At 54.9% G+C, this 19564-nt stretch carries 17 protein-coding genes; 9 read left to right on the top strand and 8 right to left on the bottom strand.

The features are described 5' to 3' along the window. Positions 1-10: 10 nt before the first annotated feature. Genes AB6731_RS14790 through AB6731_RS14775 form a run of 4 tightly spaced genes read right to left on the bottom strand, consistent with a single transcriptional unit; the run spans position 11 to position 4237 of the window. On the bottom strand, positions 11-1297 hold the full coding sequence (locus tag AB6731_RS14790; protein ID WP_050737351.1) for an ABC transporter substrate-binding protein: 1287 nt from the start codon (positions 1295-1297) through the stop codon (positions 11-13). Positions 1298-1311: 14 nt separating this feature from the next. After that, the gene (locus AB6731_RS14785) at positions 1312-2439 is read right to left on the bottom strand and encodes an ABC transporter ATP-binding protein (RefSeq protein ID WP_014171470.1); all 1128 of its coding nucleotides are present in this window, start codon (positions 2437-2439) and stop codon (positions 1312-1314) included. Between the two features lie 12 nt (positions 2440-2451). Further along, positions 2452-3354: a carbohydrate ABC transporter permease gene (locus AB6731_RS14780; RefSeq protein WP_025203331.1), complete on the bottom strand. Its 903-nt coding sequence runs from the start codon at positions 3352-3354 to the stop codon at positions 2452-2454. Further along, the gene (locus tag AB6731_RS14775; RefSeq protein WP_014171468.1) at positions 3347-4237 is read right to left on the bottom strand and encodes a carbohydrate ABC transporter permease; all 891 of its coding nucleotides are present in this window, start codon (positions 4235-4237) and stop codon (positions 3347-3349) included. The genes AB6731_RS14780 and AB6731_RS14775 overlap by 8 nt, the downstream gene beginning before the upstream one ends. A 541-nt stretch (positions 4238-4778) precedes the next feature. Here AB6731_RS14775 and wzz(fepE) point away from each other — a divergent pair. After that, complete coding sequence (gene wzz(fepE) / locus AB6731_RS14770; protein ID WP_371006513.1) at positions 4779-5903, top strand: LPS O-antigen length regulator Wzz(fepE); 1125 nt, start codon at positions 4779-4781, stop codon at positions 5901-5903. A 41-nt stretch (positions 5904-5944) separates the two neighbouring features. On the opposite strand, the gene AB6731_RS14765 is transcribed toward wzz(fepE), so the two are convergent. After that, on the bottom strand, positions 5945-6268 hold the full coding sequence (locus AB6731_RS14765) for a cupin domain-containing protein (RefSeq protein ID WP_020883766.1): 324 nt from the start codon (positions 6266-6268) through the stop codon (positions 5945-5947). Positions 6269-6404: 136 nt separating this feature from the next. Between AB6731_RS14765 and AB6731_RS14760 the strand changes: the two genes are divergently transcribed. Continuing rightward, complete coding sequence (locus AB6731_RS14760; protein ID WP_032678900.1) at positions 6405-7097, top strand: aspartate/glutamate racemase; 693 nt, start codon at positions 6405-6407, stop codon at positions 7095-7097. Here the strand turns inward: AB6731_RS14760 and AB6731_RS14755 are convergent. Then, on the bottom strand, positions 7092-8015 hold the full coding sequence (locus AB6731_RS14755) for a LysR family transcriptional regulator (RefSeq protein ID WP_014171464.1): 924 nt from the start codon (positions 8013-8015) through the stop codon (positions 7092-7094). The genes AB6731_RS14760 and AB6731_RS14755 overlap by 6 nt on opposite strands. Before the next feature lie 122 nt (positions 8016-8137). Here AB6731_RS14755 and lysA point away from each other — a divergent pair, with 122 nt between their 5' ends. Further along, on the top strand, positions 8138-9400 hold the full coding sequence (lysA, locus tag AB6731_RS14750; RefSeq protein WP_025203335.1) for a diaminopimelate decarboxylase: 1263 nt from the start codon (positions 8138-8140) through the stop codon (positions 9398-9400). On the opposite strand, the gene AB6731_RS14745 is transcribed toward lysA, so the two are convergent. Next, positions 9370-10407, bottom strand: a complete 1038-nt coding sequence (locus tag AB6731_RS14745) for a LacI family DNA-binding transcriptional regulator (RefSeq protein ID WP_032678896.1) — start codon at positions 10405-10407, stop codon at positions 9370-9372. The two genes, lysA and AB6731_RS14745, sit on opposite strands and share 31 nt — an antisense overlap. Positions 10408-10707: 300 nt before the next feature. Between AB6731_RS14745 and AB6731_RS14740 the strand changes: the two genes are divergently transcribed. The 4 genes from AB6731_RS14740 (at position 10708) to AB6731_RS14725 (ending at position 14805) form a co-directional block, all read left to right on the top strand. Further along, positions 10708-12033: a PTS sugar transporter subunit IIC gene (locus AB6731_RS14740; RefSeq protein WP_020883770.1), complete on the top strand. Its 1326-nt coding sequence runs from the start codon at positions 10708-10710 to the stop codon at positions 12031-12033. 7 nt (positions 12034-12040) lie between these two features. Continuing rightward, a complete protein-coding gene (locus AB6731_RS14735; protein ID WP_371006512.1) occupies positions 12041-13468 on the top strand; it encodes a glycoside hydrolase family 1 protein in 1428 nt (475 codons plus the stop codon). A gap of 90 nt (positions 13469-13558) precedes the next feature. After that, positions 13559-14332, top strand: coding sequence for a GntR family transcriptional regulator (locus tag AB6731_RS14730; protein WP_014171459.1), 774 nt, complete (start codon positions 13559-13561; stop codon positions 14330-14332). Further along, the gene (locus tag AB6731_RS14725) at positions 14329-14805 is read left to right on the top strand and encodes a GNAT family N-acetyltransferase (RefSeq protein WP_063925560.1); all 477 of its coding nucleotides are present in this window, start codon (positions 14329-14331) and stop codon (positions 14803-14805) included. Before AB6731_RS14730 ends, AB6731_RS14725 begins: the two co-directional genes overlap by 4 nt. Here the strand turns inward: AB6731_RS14725 and galR are convergent. Beyond that, positions 14766-15782: an HTH-type transcriptional regulator GalR gene (gene galR, locus AB6731_RS14720; RefSeq protein WP_020883772.1), complete on the bottom strand. Its 1017-nt coding sequence runs from the start codon at positions 15780-15782 to the stop codon at positions 14766-14768. The genes AB6731_RS14725 and galR overlap by 40 nt on opposite strands. Before the next feature lie 424 nt (positions 15783-16206). Here galR and aas point away from each other — a divergent pair, with 424 nt between their 5' ends. After that, positions 16207-18366: a bifunctional acyl-ACP--phospholipid O-acyltransferase/long-chain-fatty-acid--ACP ligase gene (gene aas / locus AB6731_RS14715; RefSeq protein ID WP_020883773.1), complete on the top strand. Its 2160-nt coding sequence runs from the start codon at positions 16207-16209 to the stop codon at positions 18364-18366. Continuing rightward, positions 18359-19552, top strand: coding sequence for a lysophospholipid transporter LplT (lplT, locus tag AB6731_RS14710; RefSeq protein WP_025203340.1), 1194 nt, complete (start codon positions 18359-18361; stop codon positions 19550-19552). The genes aas and lplT overlap by 8 nt, the downstream gene beginning before the upstream one ends. Positions 19553-19564: the final 12 nt, after the last annotated feature.

The raw sequence follows: 19564 nt of genomic DNA, 5'->3' as shown, positions 1-19564 counted from the left end.
CGGCTTTTCGTTAGCGCATCGCGCGTTTCAGAATACGTTCAGCCTGACGCTGGAAGTCAGCGGCAGTCTCTTCCACGGATTTCTGTCCATAATCGATGTACTGCAGAGAGGTGCCGAACTGGGCCACAATCTGCGGATCGTCAAAGTAAGGTGACACGGAAAGTTTGGCCGGCAGAGACTGCGCCAGACGCAGCCCCGCGACCGACGGATCGCTCTCTTTGATGGTGCCGTCTTCGGTCAGGAACTGCACCGCGGCTTTACTCAGCGGCACGCCACGCTCCAGACCCAGCGTATCTACTCCCTCTTTGCTGTTCAGCAGGAAGTTAATCAGTTTCGCCGCCGCTTCCGGGTTTTTGGTGGATTTACCAATCGAGAGCATCTGCGCCGGTTTGAAGAAAAGGCCCGCATCGGTTGCGCCCGGCAGCATCGGGTAACTGCCCAGCACCAGTTTTGCCGGTGGCTTCAGGTTGTCGGAATACTTGTTGATGGTGGAGTTCCACATGTAGGTTCCCGCCCATTCTCCCTGGATCCACGGCTTCATCTCATACATGTTGCTCTTACCAAACGACGCATAGTATTTGGTGTCCGGCATGACGTGGCTATCCACCAGCGTTTTGTAGGTCTGGAAGAATTCCACCCACTGCGCTTTGCTGTAGGCGAACTTCTTGGTTTTCTCGTCAACGGCAGGGATGTTGTACTTCTGAATCATGTACGAGTTCAGCAACGCCAGCGTGTCCTGATGCTCCAGCACGACCGGGTAGTACTGCTTGCCGAGTTTACTCTCGAAGGTTTTACCCGCCGCCATCAGCTCGTCCCAGGTTTTCGGGTATGCAATACCGGCTTTTTTCCAGGTCTCGTCGTTGAAGTAGAACACGCGTGCGGTGACGGAGATCGGAATGCCGTTCAGCTTGCCGTTGATGGTGGTGGACTGAAGTTCTTTGGGATCGAACTGGGTCAGGTCGATCACGTCTTTCATTTTGTTCAGGTCGTAGAACCCGTCGCCGGTTTTCGAGAAGATTGGCAGCCAGTTCCAGTTGGTCTGCATCACATCCGGCTCGGTGCCGCCCGCAATTTGAGTGGTCAGGCGGGAGAGGTGCCCATCCCAGCCGGTGTACTCTGCTTTAACGTTGATATCCGGGTTCTGCTTATGGAATTCCTCCAGCGCTTTCAACGTCACCTGATGGCGGCCATTACCGCCCCACCAGGACATGCGTAATTCGACATCTTGCGCCATCGATGGCAAAGCGGTAAGGGCCAGCGTCGCGGAGATTGCTGCGCTTAAAAGCACTTTTTTCATTTTTATAAACTCCATCAGAGAGAGAGGTTCTGTTCAGTTTTTGCGTCAAAAATATGACATTTATTCATATCAAATTTGAAATACACCTTGCGATGAAGGCCTTTATCAATCATTGGCTTAGCTTCATCGGATGGAATTCTGGCGGTCAGTTCGTAGTCCGCAACCTTCAGATAGACGAAGAATTCGTGGCCCATGTTTTCCACGCGAACCATTTCGCCACTGCAGCCCCCGTCAACGAATGGTGCGTCGGAGAGGGAAACGAATTCCGGACGTACGCCGTAGTAAATGGCCTGCCCGGCATAAGCGGAGACTTTCTCCTGCATCCCGGCGTTCAGCGGCATGGTTTCATTGCCGATGGCGATGTGCAGTTTCCCGGCGCTTTCCACCAGCTGGCTTTGACGAATGTTCATCTCCGGCGCGCCGATAAAGCCTGCCACGAACATGTTTTTCGGCTTGTGGTAGAGGTTGTCAGGGGTATCAACCTGCATGATGTGGCCGAGCTTCATCACGCAGATGCGGTCGCCCATGGTCATCGCTTCGGTCTGGTCGTGGGTGACGTAGACGGTGGTCGCCGGTTTACCGGATTTCTTCAACTGCTTGTGCAGATCGGAAATACGAATGCGCATTGAGGCACGTAGTTTGGCGTCGAGGTTTGACAGCGGTTCGTCGAACAGGAATACATCCGGCTTTTTCACAATCGCACGGCCTACCGCCACGCGCTGTGCCTGGCCGCCGGAAAGCTGGCGTGGCAGGCGGTCGAGTAACTCTTCCAGCTCAAGGATTTTGGCCGCTTCGTTGACCTGAGATTCAATCTGATCTTTTGGCAGTTTGCTCAGCTTCAGACCAAAGGCCAGGTTTTCGCGCACCGTCATGTGGGGATAGAGCGCGTAGTTCTGAAACACCATCGCAATCCCGCGCTCTTTCGGCGCGAGGTTGTTCACAATCTTATCGCCGATGCGGACTTCACCCCCGCTGATGGTTTCCAGGCCAGCCAGCATGCGCAGGGTGGTGGATTTGGCGCAGCCGGAGGGGCCAACGATCACCATGAACTCTCCTTCAGCGATTTTCAGGTCAATGGCATGTACCGCTTTAAAGCCGTTGGAGTAGACCTTTTCCAGTTTGTTGAAGATAACTTCAGCCATAATATTTCCCTCTTAACCTTTAATTCCGCTGCTGGTGACGCCCTGGACGAAGTAGCGCTGTGCCAGGAAGAAGACAATGATGGATGGCAGAATGGAGATGCTCGCCATTGCCAGAATTTCGTTCCACGGCGCCCCTTCGGTGACGTCGATGGACATTTTCAGAGCCAGTGCAATCGGGTATTTATCCACGCTGTAGACATAAATCAGCGGCCCGATAAAGTCGTTCATTGACCACATGAACTGGAACAGGGCGACGGAGATAATGGCCGGTTTCAGGATCGGCACCACCACGTACCACAGCACCTGAAGCGAGTTACAGCCGTCAATTTGCGCCGCCTCCTCCATGTCACGCGGCACGCCGCGCAGGAACTGGATAAGCATGAAGACGAAGAACCCCTGGGTGGCGAAGGCCAGCGGCAGGTACAGCGGCATATAGCTGTTGAGCATGCCCATTTCACGGAACATCAGGTACTGCGGGATCAGCAGCACGGTGCTGGGGAGCAGCATGGTGGTGATGAGGGTAGCGAACCAGAATTTCTTCCACGGGATTTCAAAGCGCGCAAAGCCGTACGCCACGATGGTGGAGGAGATAATGGTCAGGATCACTTTCGGGATCACATACTTAAAGGTGTTCAGCATGTAATGGCCGAAGTTGTATTCGGTACCGGTTTTCCAGCCATTCACAAAACCGTCCCAGGTCGCATGGGCAGGCCACAGGCTGAGAGTGGTGAAAATCTCGTGGTTCGGTTTGAACGACGCCGAGAACATCCACACCAGCGGATAAAGCATCAGCAGGCCGACAAACAGCAGGATCACGTAGCGCACTGCGGCGTTAATTTTCTCTCTGCGCAGCGTGCGGGCGACTTCACGCTCGGCAATCGTCCTCGCCGTGGAAAGTTGTTGGATATCAGCCATTTTTGCCTCCTTTATCGGCGGAGTAGAACACCCAATATTTCGATGACTTAAAGGCGATACCGGCAAAAATGGCCACCACCAGGAACAGGATCCACGCCAGTGCTGCGCCGTAACCCATGTCAAAGTATTTAAACGCGGTGTCGTAGATGTAGAGTGAGAACAGGTAAGTGGAATACGTTGGCCCGCCGCCGGTAATGACATACGGTCCAGTAAATTCCTGGAACGCCTGGGTGGTCTGCATAATGAAGTTGAAGAAAATCACCGGCGTGATCAGCGGCACGGTCACTTTCGTGAACATCTGCCATTTGGATGCCCCATCGATCATCGCCGCTTCATACTGCGACTGCGGTACGTTTTGCAGCGCGGCCAGGAAGATGACCATCGCGGAACCGAACTGCCAGACGCGCAGCAGGGTGACCGACATCAGGGCCAGCGAGGGCTCACCCAGCCAGTTCACCGGGTCAAAACCAAATACGCCAATAAAGCTGTTCAGCAGACCATCAATGGCAAAGAGCGCGCGCCACAAAACAGCAATGGCCACGGAGCTGCCGAGGATCGACGGAATATAGTAGGCGGTACGGAAGAATCCAATACCGCGTAATTTAAAGTTCAGAACAAACGCAATCCCTAATGCAAAGGCGAGTTTCAGGGGGATGGTCAGAAATACATACGCAAACGTCACTCCCATTGATGTCCAGAAGAGCGTGTCTTCCGTAAACATGTAGCGATAATTTTCAATGCCGTTAAATACCGGCGGGCTCATCAGGTCGTAATCCGTAAAACTCAGGAAAAACGATGAGACGAAGGGGAAAGCCGTAAAGAGTATCAACCCAATGATGTAGGGTGATATCCACGCGAGCCCCAGCAGCTTGTTTTCATTCATACTTACCTACCTGGTAATCAATGGTTTAAAACGGAATCTGCGTCTGTAACAACCTTTCAGGCTGTCGAAACCGAGCCTGAACGGCGATGTTCTGGGTAATACGTGTCACGGTTACTTCATTTAACTTTGTTTTATAAGGCTTTTTTCGATTTCATCGTTGAGCGAAATGCCTGGGTTTCAATACGGTCGAACTCGTGTTTCTGGATAATAAAACGGCGTTTTATTTTATATTATTGCTATTTGTTTCTGCGTCATTCGCTTAATAGCGGAAATGTGATCAAAGTCGGAACAGTGTTTCAATAAGGTGATGAGGATGGCATTTTTGCGCTATTTTAGGCGTTCAAAGAAGAGAGAGGAGGGCGGGGCGGAAAGAAACGGATGATTAATAAAGACAATACCGTGGAGAAACTAACTACTAATTCTGATAGCAGGTCTACAGCTGGATCATTCTTTCGTTCAGATAATTCTTACTTTCTTGTATCATCGGACCACTGTAACCAATCAGGCAGAAATGGTCTGCACCCTCAAAAGAAGAATGGCTATGTCAGCAATGGATTTCAAAAAAAATACGGATCTCGACTTCCCCCATTACGCGGCTCCGGCAGTCAGTTCCAAAGAAATTGACCTTCTGGGACTGTTAGAAGTTCTTCTGGCGGCAAAAAAACGTATCGTCGTGATTGCCTTCGCATTCGCACTGGTTGGACTGGCCATCGCGTTCTTACTGCCACAAAAATGGACCAGTAAAGCGGTGATCACACCGGCGGAACAGACGCAGTGGAACCCGCTGCGCCAGATGATGGTCGCCCTGCAGGTGCTCGACGTGGACGTGAAAATTACCCGTCCGGACGTGTTTAACCAGTTTATTAAAAAGTTCCAGTCGCAGTCGTTGCTTGAGGAGTACATGAAATCCTCACCTTACGTGATGGCACAGCTGGAAGGCACTGATGTGGATCCGCTTGAGCTGCATCGTGCGGTGGTCAATATCTCCGAAAAGATGAAAGCGGTAGATAACACCCAGGCAAAAGACGCGGATAAAGTGCCGTACGTCGCGTGGACATTGAGCTTCACCGCGCCGACGGCGGGGGATGCGCAAACGGTTCTTAAAGGTTACGTGGATTACATCTCACAGATTGTTGAGCAGGAAACCATGGAGAATATCCGTAACCAGATCACCCTGAAAACCAAAGTGGTGGAGCAGCAGCTGGAGCTGGATCGGGTACGTCTGACGAATGTTCACAACACCAATCTGCAGCGTCTTAACTATTCTCTGGAAGTGGCCAACGCGGCGGGTATCAAAAAGCCGGTCTACAGCAACGGTCAGGCGGTTAAAGACGATCCGGATTACTCCGTCGCGCTCGGTGCCGACGGTATTGCGCAAAAACTGCAGATTGAAAAAAATCTCAAGGACATCGCTGAGCTGAACGCGGACTTCCAGAACCGGGAATACTACCTGGCGCAGCTGAAAAAGCTGTCTGTCGAAGACGTCAAACTTGAACCGTTCAAGTATCAGCTCTCTCCATCCATGCCGGTGAAAAAAGACGGTCCGGGCAAAGCCCTGATTGTGATCCTGGCGGGACTGCTGGGCGGGCTGTTTGCCTGTGGCAGCGTATTACTGCGTGAGGCCATGCTCAGCCGCAATCCTCTGGTCGAGCCTGTAACGGAATAAAAAACGCAGACGAGAAGGGCGCTGTTATCAGCGCCCTTTTTTTATTTCAAAAAATCCTCACGTACCGGCGTGAAGGTATCCAGCAGCGTGCCGGGTTTAAGACACACGCAGCCGTGCATCACATGTGGCTTTTTGTAGAGGGTATCCCCGGCTGTCACCACATGTTTTTCATCTCCAATCGTGAACTCAAACTCGCCGGACAGCACATAGGTTAACTGTTCATGAGGATGGTTATGCAGTGGGCCTGTCGCGCCCTGTTCAAAATTCACCTCCACCGCCATCATTTTACCGCCATGGGCAAGAATACGGCGCGTCACGCCGTTCCCCAGATCGTCAAGCGTGGTCTCGTTGTGGAAAATAAACATATCGTCACCCCAGAATGTATTAAAACAATGTTTCATTTAATTTATATCACCAGGGGTTAAAAAGAAACGACGTGACAAAGAACTGGAAACACGATCACAAGTTTGCTTCACTGGGATAAACACATAAGGAGGGATGATGAAAACGATCGGCCTGTTAGGGGGGATGAGCTGGGAATCGACAATCCCCTATTACCGCCTGATTAATGAAGGGGTGAAGCAACGTCTGGGGGGCCTGCATTCTGCCAGCCTGCTGCTGCACAGCGTAGATTTCCATGAAATCGAAGCCTGCCAGTCAAGTGGTGAATGGGATAAAGCCGGGGAAATACTGGCCGAGGCCGCGCTGGGGCTGGAGCGTGCGGGAGCAGAGGGGATTTTGCTCTGTACCAACACCATGCATAAAGTCGCGTCCCATATCGAAGCGCGCTGTTCGCTGCCCTTCCTGCACATTGCCGATGCAACCGGGCGGGCCATCACCGCAACCGGATTACGTCGTGTGGCGCTGCTGGGAACGCGCTACACCATGGAGCAGGATTTTTACCGCGGTCGGTTGAGCAGCCAGTTTGGCATTGAAAGCCTGATCCCGGATGAGGCAGACCGGGCCCGCATCAACCAGATTATCTTTGATGAACTCTGCCTCGGCACCTTTAGCGAATCATCCCGGGCATATTACGTCAGCGTGATTGAAAAACTCGCGCAGCAGGGGGCGGAAGGGGTGATCTTCGGCTGTACGGAAATCGGTTTACTGGTGCCGGTTGAGCAAAGCCCGATTCCGGTCTTCGATACCGCCGCGATTCATGCCGCCGATGCCGTGGAGTTTATGCTGTCATAAACTTTGCCGATCGGATAAACGAAGCGCCACCTGACGGGCATGGGCTATCAGGTGTTCCGTAAACGCCTCCACCAGCGCTGAGACCGGGCGATGGAGGGGGCGGATCAGGCTCACGGTGAACGGGACTGACAGGCTAAACGGGCGGATGACAATATCGCGCCCGGCGTAATCCAGCGCCGTCAGTGGATTCACCACCGAAACGCCCACCCCGGCGCGCACCATGGCGCAAATGGAGGCCGCACTGTGGGTCTCGACCACCATCCTGCGCTTCACCTGATGCTCGGCAAACAGTGAATCCAGCAGCTGCCGGTAGCTGTCGGTTTGTGACAGGCTAATGTAGTTCTCACCGTGAAAATCCGCTGGCGTCAGAATCTGCTTGCGGGCAAGCGGATGCCCGGCTGGCAGCACGCACACCTCATCTAAAGAGAGCAGTTCCGTGCGTTCCGTTCCCGCGGGCGTAGAGAGGGTTTCGGTCAGGCCTAAATCATGGCGCTGTGCGGAGAGCCACTCCTCGAGCAGCGGTGACTCCTGCGGGACAATCGTGAGATTCACCTCCGGATATCGGGCCAGAAAAGGCTGGAGCAGCGTCGGCAAAAAAGACTGTGAAAAGACGGGCAGGCAGACAATCGATAGCTCGCCCTGCCGAAACTCGCGCAGGCTTTCCGCCGCACTGACAATGCGGTCCAGCCCGTACCATGAGCGCTGCACTTCCTCGAACAGGCGCAGCCCCTGTACCGTCGGGTGAAGCCTGCCCCGGGTGCGTTCGAACAGCTTCAGTCCCAGCACTTTCTCGAATCGCGCCAGCTCGCGGCTGACCGTTGGCTGCGAGGTATGGAGCATCTGCGCAGCCTCGGTGAGGTTGCCCGTGGTCATCACGGCGTGAAAAATCTCGATATGGCGTAAATTGACGGCGGGCATAGGTCACCTGAATACAAAGAACTGTCCATATCATTTTTGCATAGACTCGCGATAAAACGATATTTTTTATTCTCTTCCTGCTGTGGCGTAATCATAAAAAAATATCACCCCGGAGAAAGACCATGCCACGCCCGCTTAACCAGACTGATACTGATTTGAATGCCGAAAACCTGCTACGCCTGCCTGCCGAGTTTGGCTGTCCGGTGTGGGTCTACGACGCGCAGATTGTTCGCGAGAAGATTGCTGCCCTGCATCAGTTTGACGTGGTGCGTTTTGCCCAGAAGGCGTGCTCCAATATCCACATTCTGCGTCTGATGCGTGAGCAGGGTGTGAAGGTCGACTCCGTCTCCCTGGGGGAGATTGAGCGCGCGCTGGCGGCCGGGTTTGATCCGAAAGCCGATCCTGACGCGATTGTGTTTACCGCCGATGTGATCGACGACGCCACGCTTGCTCGCGTCCATGAGCTGCAGGTGCCGGTAAATGCCGGGTCCGTGGATATGCTGGAACAACTTGGGCAAGTTTCTCCGGGCCACCGCGTCTGGCTGCGCGTGAATCCTGGCTTTGGTCACGGTCATAGCCAAAAAACCAATACCGGCGGCGAAAACAGCAAGCACGGTATCTGGTATGCCGATATGCCCGCTGCCCTGGACGTACTGCAGCGTTACAATCTGAAGCTGGTGGGCATTCATATGCACATCGGCTCCGGCGTGGATTACGCGCACCTTGAGCAGGTCTGTGGCGCAATGGTGCGCCAGGTGATCGAGTTTGGTCAGGATCTGGAGGCGATCTCCGCCGGGGGCGGTCTTTCCATTCCCTACCGTGAAGGGGAAGAGGCAATCGACACCGATCACTATTACGGCCTGTGGAGCGCCGCGCGTGACCAGGTCGCCGCGCATCTTGGTCATGCCGTGAAGCTGGAAATTGAGCCGGGTCGTTTCCTGGTGGCTGAATCCGGGGTGCTGGTGGCGCAGGTTCGCAGCGTGAAAGAGATGGGCTCGCGCCACTTTGTGCTGATTGACGCCGGCTTTAACGATCTGATGCGCCCGTCAATGTACGGCAGCTATCACCACATTTCGGCTCTGGCTGCCGATGGCCGCGATTTAACTCACGCGCCGCGTATTGAGACGGTTGTTGCGGGCCCGCTGTGTGAGTCTGGTGATGTCTTTACCCAGCAGGAAGGGGGGAAAGTGGAAACCCGCGCGTTGCCGGAAGTTAAACCAGGCGACTATCTGGTGCTGCACGATACCGGTGCCTACGGGGCGTCAATGTCCTCAAACTACAACAGCCGCCCGCTGCTGCCAGAAGTGTTGTTTGATAACGGCAAGGCGCGGCTGATCCGCCGCCGCCAGACCATTCAGGAGCTGCTGGCGCTGGAACTCGTCTGAGTGAAGTACGGCCCCGTCGTGACCGAGTCGCGTAATACCAGCGTACCGGTGAACGGCGGGATCGCATCGACCGGTTGGTTTTTTGCCAGCCGGATCGCCTGATCGATAGCCGTAACGATCATATTGTCGATAGGCAGATAAACCGACGAGAGCGCTGGCTCCAGCCATTTCGCGCATGGGGCATCGTCAAAGCCAAACAGGGAAATATCCTGTGGGATCCGCAGCCCCGCCTGGTGTAGCGCCTTGGACGCACCCAGCGCCATATCATCGTTACAGGCAAACAGAGCGCTAAACGCTATACCGTCGGCAATCAGCTCTTTGCAGAGCTCATATCCTCGCGTCATTCCCGCATCGCCATACTTAATCCGCCGCTCGTCCAGACGAATGCCGTGCTTTTCCAGCGCTTTACGGTAGCCCATCAGCCTCGCTTTCCCGGTTGGCGTGTGGATCGGGACGGTGATACAGGCGATCTCCCGGTGGCCCTGGTTGATCAGGTAATCCACGGCCTTAAAGGCGGCATCCTGCTGTTCGAAGAACACGCAGCGATCGGGCGCCTGGCTGACTTCACGGTTGATGACCACCAGCGGGGTTTGCACCGAATGGATCAGCTTCATGATCGCTTTTTCGCTCATGTAGCGGGTGTAAAGCACGATGGCATCGCATTTGCGATCGGCCAGCATTTGTACCGCCTGCTCTTCCTGCTCCGGGGCGTCGTGACCATCCGTGACGATCAGCTGTTTGCCGTGGGTTTCCGTCTGCCGGGAGGCCTGCTGAAGAAGACGACCAAAGTAAAAACCATCAAAGGTAGAGACCACCAGACCAATGCTGTTGCTGGTCTGGTTCGCCAGCGAACGCGCGAGAAAATTTGGGCGGTAGCCCAGCTCTTCCATCGCATTAAACACCTGCTGACGCGTACTCTCTTTAACCTGACCTGTGCCGTTCAGCACGCGCGATACCGTGGCTTTCGACACGCCCGCGCGCAATGAGACATCCAGCATTGTTGCCATTAGACATTCCTGATTCCACGTAACGATCTGCAGTTTAACACAGACCATCCGGTGCATAAGCGATGCGGGAAGGGCAAAACTTCCAGCACGATCACGCTTTTAGGTAACGATCGGTCAGTTCGACATACAGGGTTTTAAGTGGTATGCCAAAATCGATATAAACCGCATTTTGGAATACCTGTTACGTCGTTGAGAGCTTAATCACAGAACAAAACCCGACATGTAGCTATTTTTGGTATGCCAATAGTATCCGGCTGTACACCTTATCCAATAAAAGCCCTTTTACTGAGGTATTACCCTATGGCATTACAGGAAAAACTGATCGACGCTCTGGGCAGTTTTGCCACAAAATTCAACAGTTATCGCTATATCATGGCGATCAAGTCTGCCTTTATTACCTTAATGCCGGTCATCATCGTTGGGGCATTCTCTGTCTTGATCTCCAATATGGTACTGGATCCGAAAAATGGCCTGGCGAGCTTCCAGTCCCTCTCTTTTCTCGCCACGCTAAAACCCATCACCAGCGCGCTCAATTACGCCACCCTGAATTTCCTTAACATTGGCGCGGTGTTCTTAATCGGTATCGAACTGGGCCGCATCAACGGGATCAAATCCTTATTCCCTGGCCTGCTGGCGGTGATCTGCTTTATCTGCGTGACGCCGACAACCGTCGAGATGCTGGTGGATGGTGAAATGCACGTGGTGAAAGACGTGCTGCTGCGTCAGTTCTCTGATACCCGTAGCCTGTTCCTCGGCATGTTTATCGCGATTCTGTCGGTTGAAATTTACTGCTGGCTGGAAAATCGCAAGGGGCTGAAGATCAGGATGCCGGACACCGTACCGCCAAACGTGGCGGCATCGTTCTCCGCGCTGATCCCGGCGATCATCACCACTACCGCGATTGCCACATTGGGTTTCGTCTTCCATCAACTCACCGGCATGTATCTCTATGACGCGGTCTATCAGGTGGTGCAACAGCCGCTGGAGCGCGTGGTGCAAAGCCTGCCGGGCATTCTGCTGCTGATGTTTGTCGCACAGCTTTTCTGGGTGATTGGTATTCACGGCAACCAGATGATCAAGCCGATCCGCGAGCCGCTGCTGTTAGGCGCCATCACCGTTAATATGAGCGCCTTTGAGCAGGGCAAAGAGGTGCCGAATATCATCACCATGCCGTTCTGGGATGTGTACATGAGCATCGGCGGGTCGGGGCTGACCATCGGCCTGCTGATCGCGGTCATGATTGCCACCAAACGCAAAGAGATGAAAGAGATCGCCAAGCTTTCCATTGGTCCGGGGCTCTTTAACATCAACGAGCCGGTGATCTTCGGCATGCCAATCATGCTTAACCCGATCCTCGCCATTCCTTTCATTATCACGCCGCTGGTGACCGGCTCTATCGGTTACTTTGCCACTGTGACCGGCTTTGCCGGTAAAGCCGTGGTGATGGTGCCGTGGACCACGCCGCCGCTGATCAACGCCTGGCTCTCCACCGCCGGATCGATGGGGGCGGTCATCACTCAGCTTATCTGCATTGTGACTGCCGTCATTATCTACCTGCCGTTTGTGAAGATTGCTTCACGACGTGCCGAACAGGCCGCACTGCAACAGGCGACCGACAATGCATGAGGATGTGATGACGACGAAACAGATAACCATTCCGCAGGATTTCATTCTGGGCGCGGCCGCGTCAGCCTGGCAAACCGAAGGCTGGAGCGGCAAAAAGGCGGGGCAGGATTCGTGGATCGATCTCTGGTACAAAAACGATCGCCACGTCTGGCACAACGGCTATGGCCCGGCGGTGGCGACCGACTTTATCAACCGCTTTCGCGAGGATGTGGCGCTGATGAAGCAGGCGGGGTTGACGCACTACCGAACCTCGATTAACTGGTCACGTTTTTTAACCGACTATGAAAAAGTGACGGTGGACGAGGAGTACGCCGCCTATTACGACGCGTTATTCGATGAGATGCACCGTCAGGGTATTGAGCCGATGATCTGCCTTGAGCATTACGAGCTGCCGGGCGTGCTGCTTGACACTTACGGCGGCTGGGCTTCAAAGCAGGTTGTTGAACTGTTTGTCCGCTATGCGGAAAAAGTCTTTGAACGCTACCACGGTAAAGTCACCCGCTGGTTTACCTTCAATGAACCGATCGTGGTACAGACCCGCGTTTATCTCGATGCGCTGCGCTGGCCCTACGAGCAGAATACCGGTAAATGGATGCAGTGGAACCACAATAAGGTTCTGGCGACGGCAAAGGTTGTACAGCTGTTTCGTGCCAAAGGCTACCCTGGCTCGGTTGGCTGTATTCTCAACCCCGAAGTCACCTATCCTCGATCGTGCGCACCGCACGATGTTAACGCCGCAGAGAAGTACGATCTGTTCTATAACCGCGTATTTCTCGATCCGCTGGTGCACGGGCGCTACCCGCCAGAACTGTTTACGCTGCTGGAACAGCATCAGGTGGCGTGGGACTACACCGCAGAAGAGCTGGAACTGATTGCGCAGAACACCGTCGATGAGCTGGGGATAAACCTCTATTACCCGCATCGGGTGAAAGCGCCGTCTCGTGCCTGGCATCCGGAGACACCGTTCCACCCGGTGTACTACTACGAACCGTTCGAACTGCCAGGACGGCGAATGAATAAATCCCGCGGCTGGGAAATCTACCCCCGCATTATCTACGATATGGCGATGCGGATAAAAAATGACTACCGCAATATCGACTGGTTCGTGGCGGAGAGCGGGATGGGCGTGGAGAACGAAACGCAATTTCGCAACAGTGACGGGGTCATTGACGACGAGTACCGCATTGCGTTCATTCGCGAGCACCTCTATTACACGCTGCTGGCGCGGGAGGAGGGGGCAAACTGTCATGGCTATATGCTGTGGGCCTTTACGGACAACGTATCACCGATGAACGCCTTCAAAAACCGCTACGGGCTCATTGAGATCGATCTCGATAACAATCGCGCCAGGCGGGCGAAAAGGTCGGCGAGCTGGTTCCGGCAGCTGCGCGATGCGCGCGTGCTCACGCTCCCGGTCGATGATGAATGGAAGTAAGCGAAAACCATGCTGGTTCTGGTAAAATAGCGCACAAACTGGCCGGGAGGACGCCCGGCCTGCGCATTAACTGAAAAAACAGGTGAAAACGTGGATAAGGCTGTCATCCTGCCGGAAAAAAAACAGTACCAGGAAATTGGCGAGGATTTACGGGCGCAAATTATCCAGGGGCACTATCCTGTAGGTTCCCGTCTGCCGCCCGAGCGTAATATTGCTGAGAAGTACGGCGTAAGTCGTACCATCGTGCGTGAGGCATTGCTGATGCTGGAGCTGCAGGGCACGGTGGATATCCGCCAGGGTTCTGGCGTTTATGTGATGCGCATTCCTGAAGAACACGAAAACGAAGAAGAGCGTTTTCTGAACAGCGACGTCGGCCCCTTTGAGATCCTGCAGGCGCGCCAGCTCCTCGAAAGCAACATCGCCGCGTTTGCTGCCAAAATGGCGACACGCGCAGACATCGACAATCTGCGCCGTATTATTGAGCAGGAGCAACGCGCCATTGCCGCCAACGATAACAGCCAGGACAACAATAAAATGTTTCACCTGGTGCTGGCGGGGGCAACGCAAAACCAGATGCTGCTGGCAACGGTAGAGAGTATCTGGCACCACATGGACAGCAGCCCGCTGTGGCAGCAATTTAATGGGCATATCGCCAGCCGTGCATACCGCCTGAAATGGCTGGGCGACAGGCAAACTATCCTCGCGGCGCTTCGTCGTCGTGACGTGATGGGCGCCTGGCAGGCGATGTTCCAGCATCTGGAAAATGTGAAAAAGAGTTTACTTGAACTCTCCGATGAAGATGCGCCGGATTTTGACGGTTATCTTTTTGAATCTGTGCCCGTTTTTCAGGGGAAGCTGGTGTGACTATTCTGCCTCTCTATGCCGCGCCTCAGTATGCGGAACAGGTAACTGACTGGATCTGGCAGGCGTTCGGTGACGGGCTTACGCGGGCGTTTTTCCAGAGCATCGTTGAACACAGCCAGACGCCGGGCGCGTTACCGTTGACCTTTATTGCTCTGGAGGGCGAACAGCTTCTGGGTACGGTCGGGCTCTGGCGCTGCGATTTAATCACCCGACAGGATCTTTGTCCGTGGCTGGCTGCGCTGTACGTTGATGAAGCGGCGCGTGGTAAGGGACTGGCGGGAAAACTGCAGCAGCATGTTATCGCCTATGCCGCGCAGGCCGGCTATCACGAACTGCATCTGTGGTCTGCCTGCCGCGACTTCTACGAACGTTACGGCTGGCAGTACATTGGCGATGCGCTTGAATACCCGAACAAAACGGTACATCTGTATCGCTATTCCTCTCCCGCTTCTGCTGGCGAACCTACAGAGTGACGGCGGACTAAGGTGGGGCTGAACAGGTGGGTGATATCCGGTGGCTGGCGTTGTTCGGCCAGCGCCAGTGCCAGCTCCGCAGCCTGCGTTGCCATTGTGATAATCGGGTAACGTACGGTGGTCAGGCGGGGACGCACGTAGCGGGACACCAGCACATCATCGAAGCCAATGAGTGAAATTTCTCCCGGCACCTCGATTCCGTTGTCATTTAACACCCCCATTGCCCCGGCGGCCATCGAGTCGTTATAGCTGGCAACCGCCGTGAAATTCCGTCCACGCCCCAGCAGCTCTGTCATTGCCTGTTCGCCGCCACTCTCATCCGGTTCGCCGTAGGCCACCAGCCGGTCATTACACGGCAAACCGTTTTCGCGCAGGGCATCGTAGTAGCCCTGCAGGCGATCTTCGGCATCGGAAATCGGGTGATTGGAGCAGAGATAACCAATGCGGGTATGGCCCTGCTGAATCAAATGGCGGGTAGCAAGCCAGGCGCCGTAGCGGTCGTCGAGTGCCACGCAGCGTTTCTCAAAACCGGGAATAATTCGATTGATGATCACCATGCCGGGGATCTGCTTCATCAGATGAATGAGTTCAGCATCGGGGATCATTTTGGCGTGAACAACCAGCGCAGCGCAGCGGTGGCGCATCAGCTGTTCGATAGCCTGGCGTTCTTTTTGTTCGTTGTGATAGCCATTGCCGATCAGCAGAAAATTGCCGGTCTGATAAGAAACCTGTTCAACCGCTTTTACCATGGCGCCGAAAAACGGGTCAGACACATCGCCCACCACCAGTCCGATGGTTTCAGTAGACTGTTGGGCAAGGGCCCGGGCGTTGGCATTCGGATGGTAATTCAATGATTCCATGGCGTTTTGCACCGCCTGGCGTGATGCGTCACTGGCTTTAGGGGAGTCGTTAATCACGCGCGAGACGGTCGCCACGGAAACACCAGCCAGACGGGCCACATCCTTTATTGTCGCCATTACATACCTTCTTAGTGGGGGTAAGCGTTTACACACGAAATAGTGTTGCGGAAAAGCGCCGTGCATTCAAGGGGCGCGGGGGTTCGCCCTCCACAAACGTGACGCAGCACAACCCTGGCCGTGTAATCGTTACACGGCCAGTCATGTCTGAATAATGTCAATCTGAACCTTTAGTTACACTTTGCCTCAGGCTGTTGCGATTGTCCGATGGCGAGGATGAGGGGGAGATTGATAGAGTCGAGATCCCAGAGGTATTGATTGGTGAGAATTCTTAGTACGGTTTCGTACTCTTCTCTTGCACCAACCTGCGCGGATGCGCAGGTTTTTTTTCGCCTCAACTTTGCAGTCGCTCCCGTATCACTTCTCGTGTAATCTGCCACCATTTACTATCAACCCTTCACACTGGCTGGCAAAGGGAGTTGAGATGCTTTTTGGGTTCTTCCGTACACTCTTTCGTATTCTCTTTCGCATTCGCGTCACTGGCGATGCTCAGGCGCTTCGCGGCGAACGCGTTCTTATCACACCAAACCATGTTTCCTTTATCGACGGCATTCTGCTGGCGCTATTTCTGCCCGTGCGTCCGGTGTTTGCGGTTTATACCTCCATCAGCCAGCAGTGGTACATGCGCTGGCTCACGCCGCTGATTGATTTTGTGCCGCTCGACCCGACCAAACCGATGATGATTAAACATCTGGTGCGTCTGGTGGAGCAGGGGCGTCCGGTGGTTATTTTCCCGGAAGGGCGCATCTCGGTGACCGGTTCACTGATGAAAATCTACGACGGCGCCGGGTTTGTCGCGGCGAAGTCAAAAGCAACCGTGGTGCCACTGCGTATTGAAGGGGCGGAGCGCTCCTATTTCAGCCGTCTGAAAGGGCTGGTAAAGCAGCGCGTGTTCCCAAAAATTACGTTGCATATCCTGCCGCCAACGTCGTTACCGATGCCTGACGCGCCCCGTGCACGCGATCGCCGTAAAATTGCTGGAGAGATGCTGCACCAGATTATGATGGAAGCGCGTATGGCGGTCCGCCCGCGCGAGACGCTGTATGAATCCCTGCTGTCGGCACAGCACCGCTACGGCGCGAAGAAAAACTGCATCGAAGACATCAACTTTACCCCGGATACCTATCGCAAGCTGCTGACCAAAACATTGTTCGTGGGCCGTATTCTTGAGAAGTACAGTCAGCAGGGCGAAAAGATTGGCCTGATGCTGCCCAACGCAGGCATCAGTGCGGCGGTGATTTTTGGAGCCGTTTCCCGTGGCCGTATTCCGGCGATGATGAACTACACGGCGGGCGTGAAAGGGCTGACCAGCGCCATCACGGCAGCGCAAATCAAAACCGTCTTTACCTCCCGCCAGTTCCTCGACAAAGGCAAACTGTGGCATCTTCCTGAACAGCTTACCCAGGTACGCTGGGTCTTCCTGGAAGATCTTAAAGCGGACGTGACGACAGGCGACAAACTGTGGATTTTTGCTCATCTGCTGATGCCGCGTCTGGCCCAGGTGAAACAGCAGCCGGAAGACGACGCGATTATCCTCTTCACCTCTGGCTCTGAAGGCAACCCGAAAGGTGTCGTCCACAGTCACAAGAGTATTCTGGCGAACGTTGAGCAGATCAAAAGCATTGCCGACTTTACCGCGAAAGACCGGTTTATGTCAGCGCTGCCGCTGTTCCACTCGTTTGGCCTGACGGTGGGGCTTTTCACGCCGCTGCTGACCGGTGCCGAAGTCTTCCTTTATCCAAGCCCGTTGCATTACCGCATTGTGCCGGAGCTGGTGTATGACCGTAACTGTACCGTGTTGTTTGGAACCTCAACCTTCCTCGGAAACTACGCGCGTTTCGCCAATCCGTATGACTTCTTCCGCGTGCGCTACGTGGTTGCTGGCGCGGAAAAACTGCAGGAGAGCACGCGACAGATCTGGCAGGACAAATTTGGTCTGCGCATCCTCGAGGGGTATGGCGTGACAGAGTGTGCGCCGGTGGTCTCTATCAACGTGCCAATGGCGGCGAAGCCGGGGACAGTAGGCCGAATTCTGCCTGGGCTGGATGCTCGTCTGCTGGCGGTGCCTGGTATTGAAGACGGCGGCCGTCTGCAGCTGAAAGGGCCAAACGTGATGAACGGCTATCTGCGCGTGGAAAACCCCGGTGTGCTGGAAGCACCGACCGCAGAAAACGTTAATGGCGAGATTGAAACGGGCTGGTACGACACCGGCGATATTGTACGTTTCGATGAGCAAGGCTTTGTGCAGATCCAGGGGCGTGCAAAACGCTTTGCCAAGATTGCGGGTGAAATGGTCTCGCTTGAGATGGTTGAACAGCTGGCATCGGGCGTATCCGCCGACAAGATGCATGCCACGGTTGTGAAGAGTGATGCAAGTAAAGGCGAGGCGCTGGTGCTGTTCACCACCGACAGCGAGCTTAAGCGCGACCAGTTACTGAGCTATGCCCGCGAGCACGGCATTCCGGAGCTGGCGGTACCTCGTGATATTCGCTACCTGAAACAGCTTCCGGTGCTCGGCAGCGGTAAGCCCGACTTCGTGACCCTCAAGGGCATGGTTGAACAGGCGGAACAACATAATGCGTGAGTCAGTACACACTAACACCTCTCTGCGCTCAAAAGGCATGATGGCGGTGATTGCCGCCCAGTTCCTTTCCGCCTTTGGCGATAACGCGCTGCTGTTTGCCACGCTGGCACTGCTCAAGGCTGAGTTTTACCCCGACTGGAGTCAGCCGGTTCTGCAGATGGTGTTTGTGGGCGCTTACATTATCTTTGCACCGTTTGTCGGACAGGTTGCGGACAGCTTCCCGAAAGGCCGGGTAATGATGTTTGCCAACGGTCTGAAACTGCTGGGAGCCGCCAGCATTTGTTTTGGTTTCAATCCATTTATTGGCTATACGCTGGTCGGCATTGGTGCCGCAGCCTACTCCCCGGCGAAGTATGGCATCCTCGGGGAGCTGACCACCGGTGATAAGCTGGTGAAAGCCAATGGGCTGATGGAGTCCTCCACCATTGCGGCAATCCTGCTTGGCTCCGTCGCAGGCGGTGTCCTCGCTGACTGGCACGTGCTGGCGGCCCTCGGCGTGTGTGCTGTGGTGTACGGTGGCGCGGTAGTCGCTAACCTGTTTATTCCGAAACTGCCGGTGGCGCGTCCGGGGCAATCCTGGCGCTTTAAGCCGATGACCGGCAGCTTCTTCAATGCCTGCCGCGTGCTGTGGCGTAATGGTGAAACGCGATTCTCTCTGATGGGCACCAGTATGTTCTGGGGCGCAGGCGTTACGCTGCGCTTCCTGCTGGTGCTGTGGGTGCCGGTGGCGCTGGGGATCACGGACAACGCGACGCCAACCTACCTTAATGCGATGGTGGCGATCGGGATTGTGGTGGGCGCGGGGGCAGCGGCAAAACTGGTGACGCTCGACACCGTTGCTCGCTGCATGCCGGCAGGGATCCTGATTGGCGTTGCGGTGCTTTTTTTCGCACTGCAACACGCGTTATTGCCAGCCTACGTACTGCTGATCCTGATTGGTATTCTGGGGGGCTTCTTCGTGGTGCCGCTGAATGCGCTTTTGCAGGAGCGTGGCAAGCAGACGGTCGGGGCGGGCAATGCTATTGCGGTGCAAAACCTCGGTGAAAACCTGGCGATGCTGCTGATGCTGGGCCTGTATTCGCTGGCGGTTAAAGCCGGCGCGCCGGTGGTGGGGATTGGCGTCGGGTTCGGTGGACTGTTCGCGCTGGCGATTGCTGGCTTGTGGGTCTGGCAGCGCCGCCGCTGATTCGGGTCGTCT

This window comes from Enterobacter sp. RCC_40, from assembly GCF_041360735.1.
Classification (GTDB): Bacteria; Pseudomonadota; Gammaproteobacteria; order Enterobacterales; family Enterobacteriaceae; genus Enterobacter; species Enterobacter ludwigii.
This window is presented reverse-complemented; position numbering and strand designations above follow the sequence as displayed.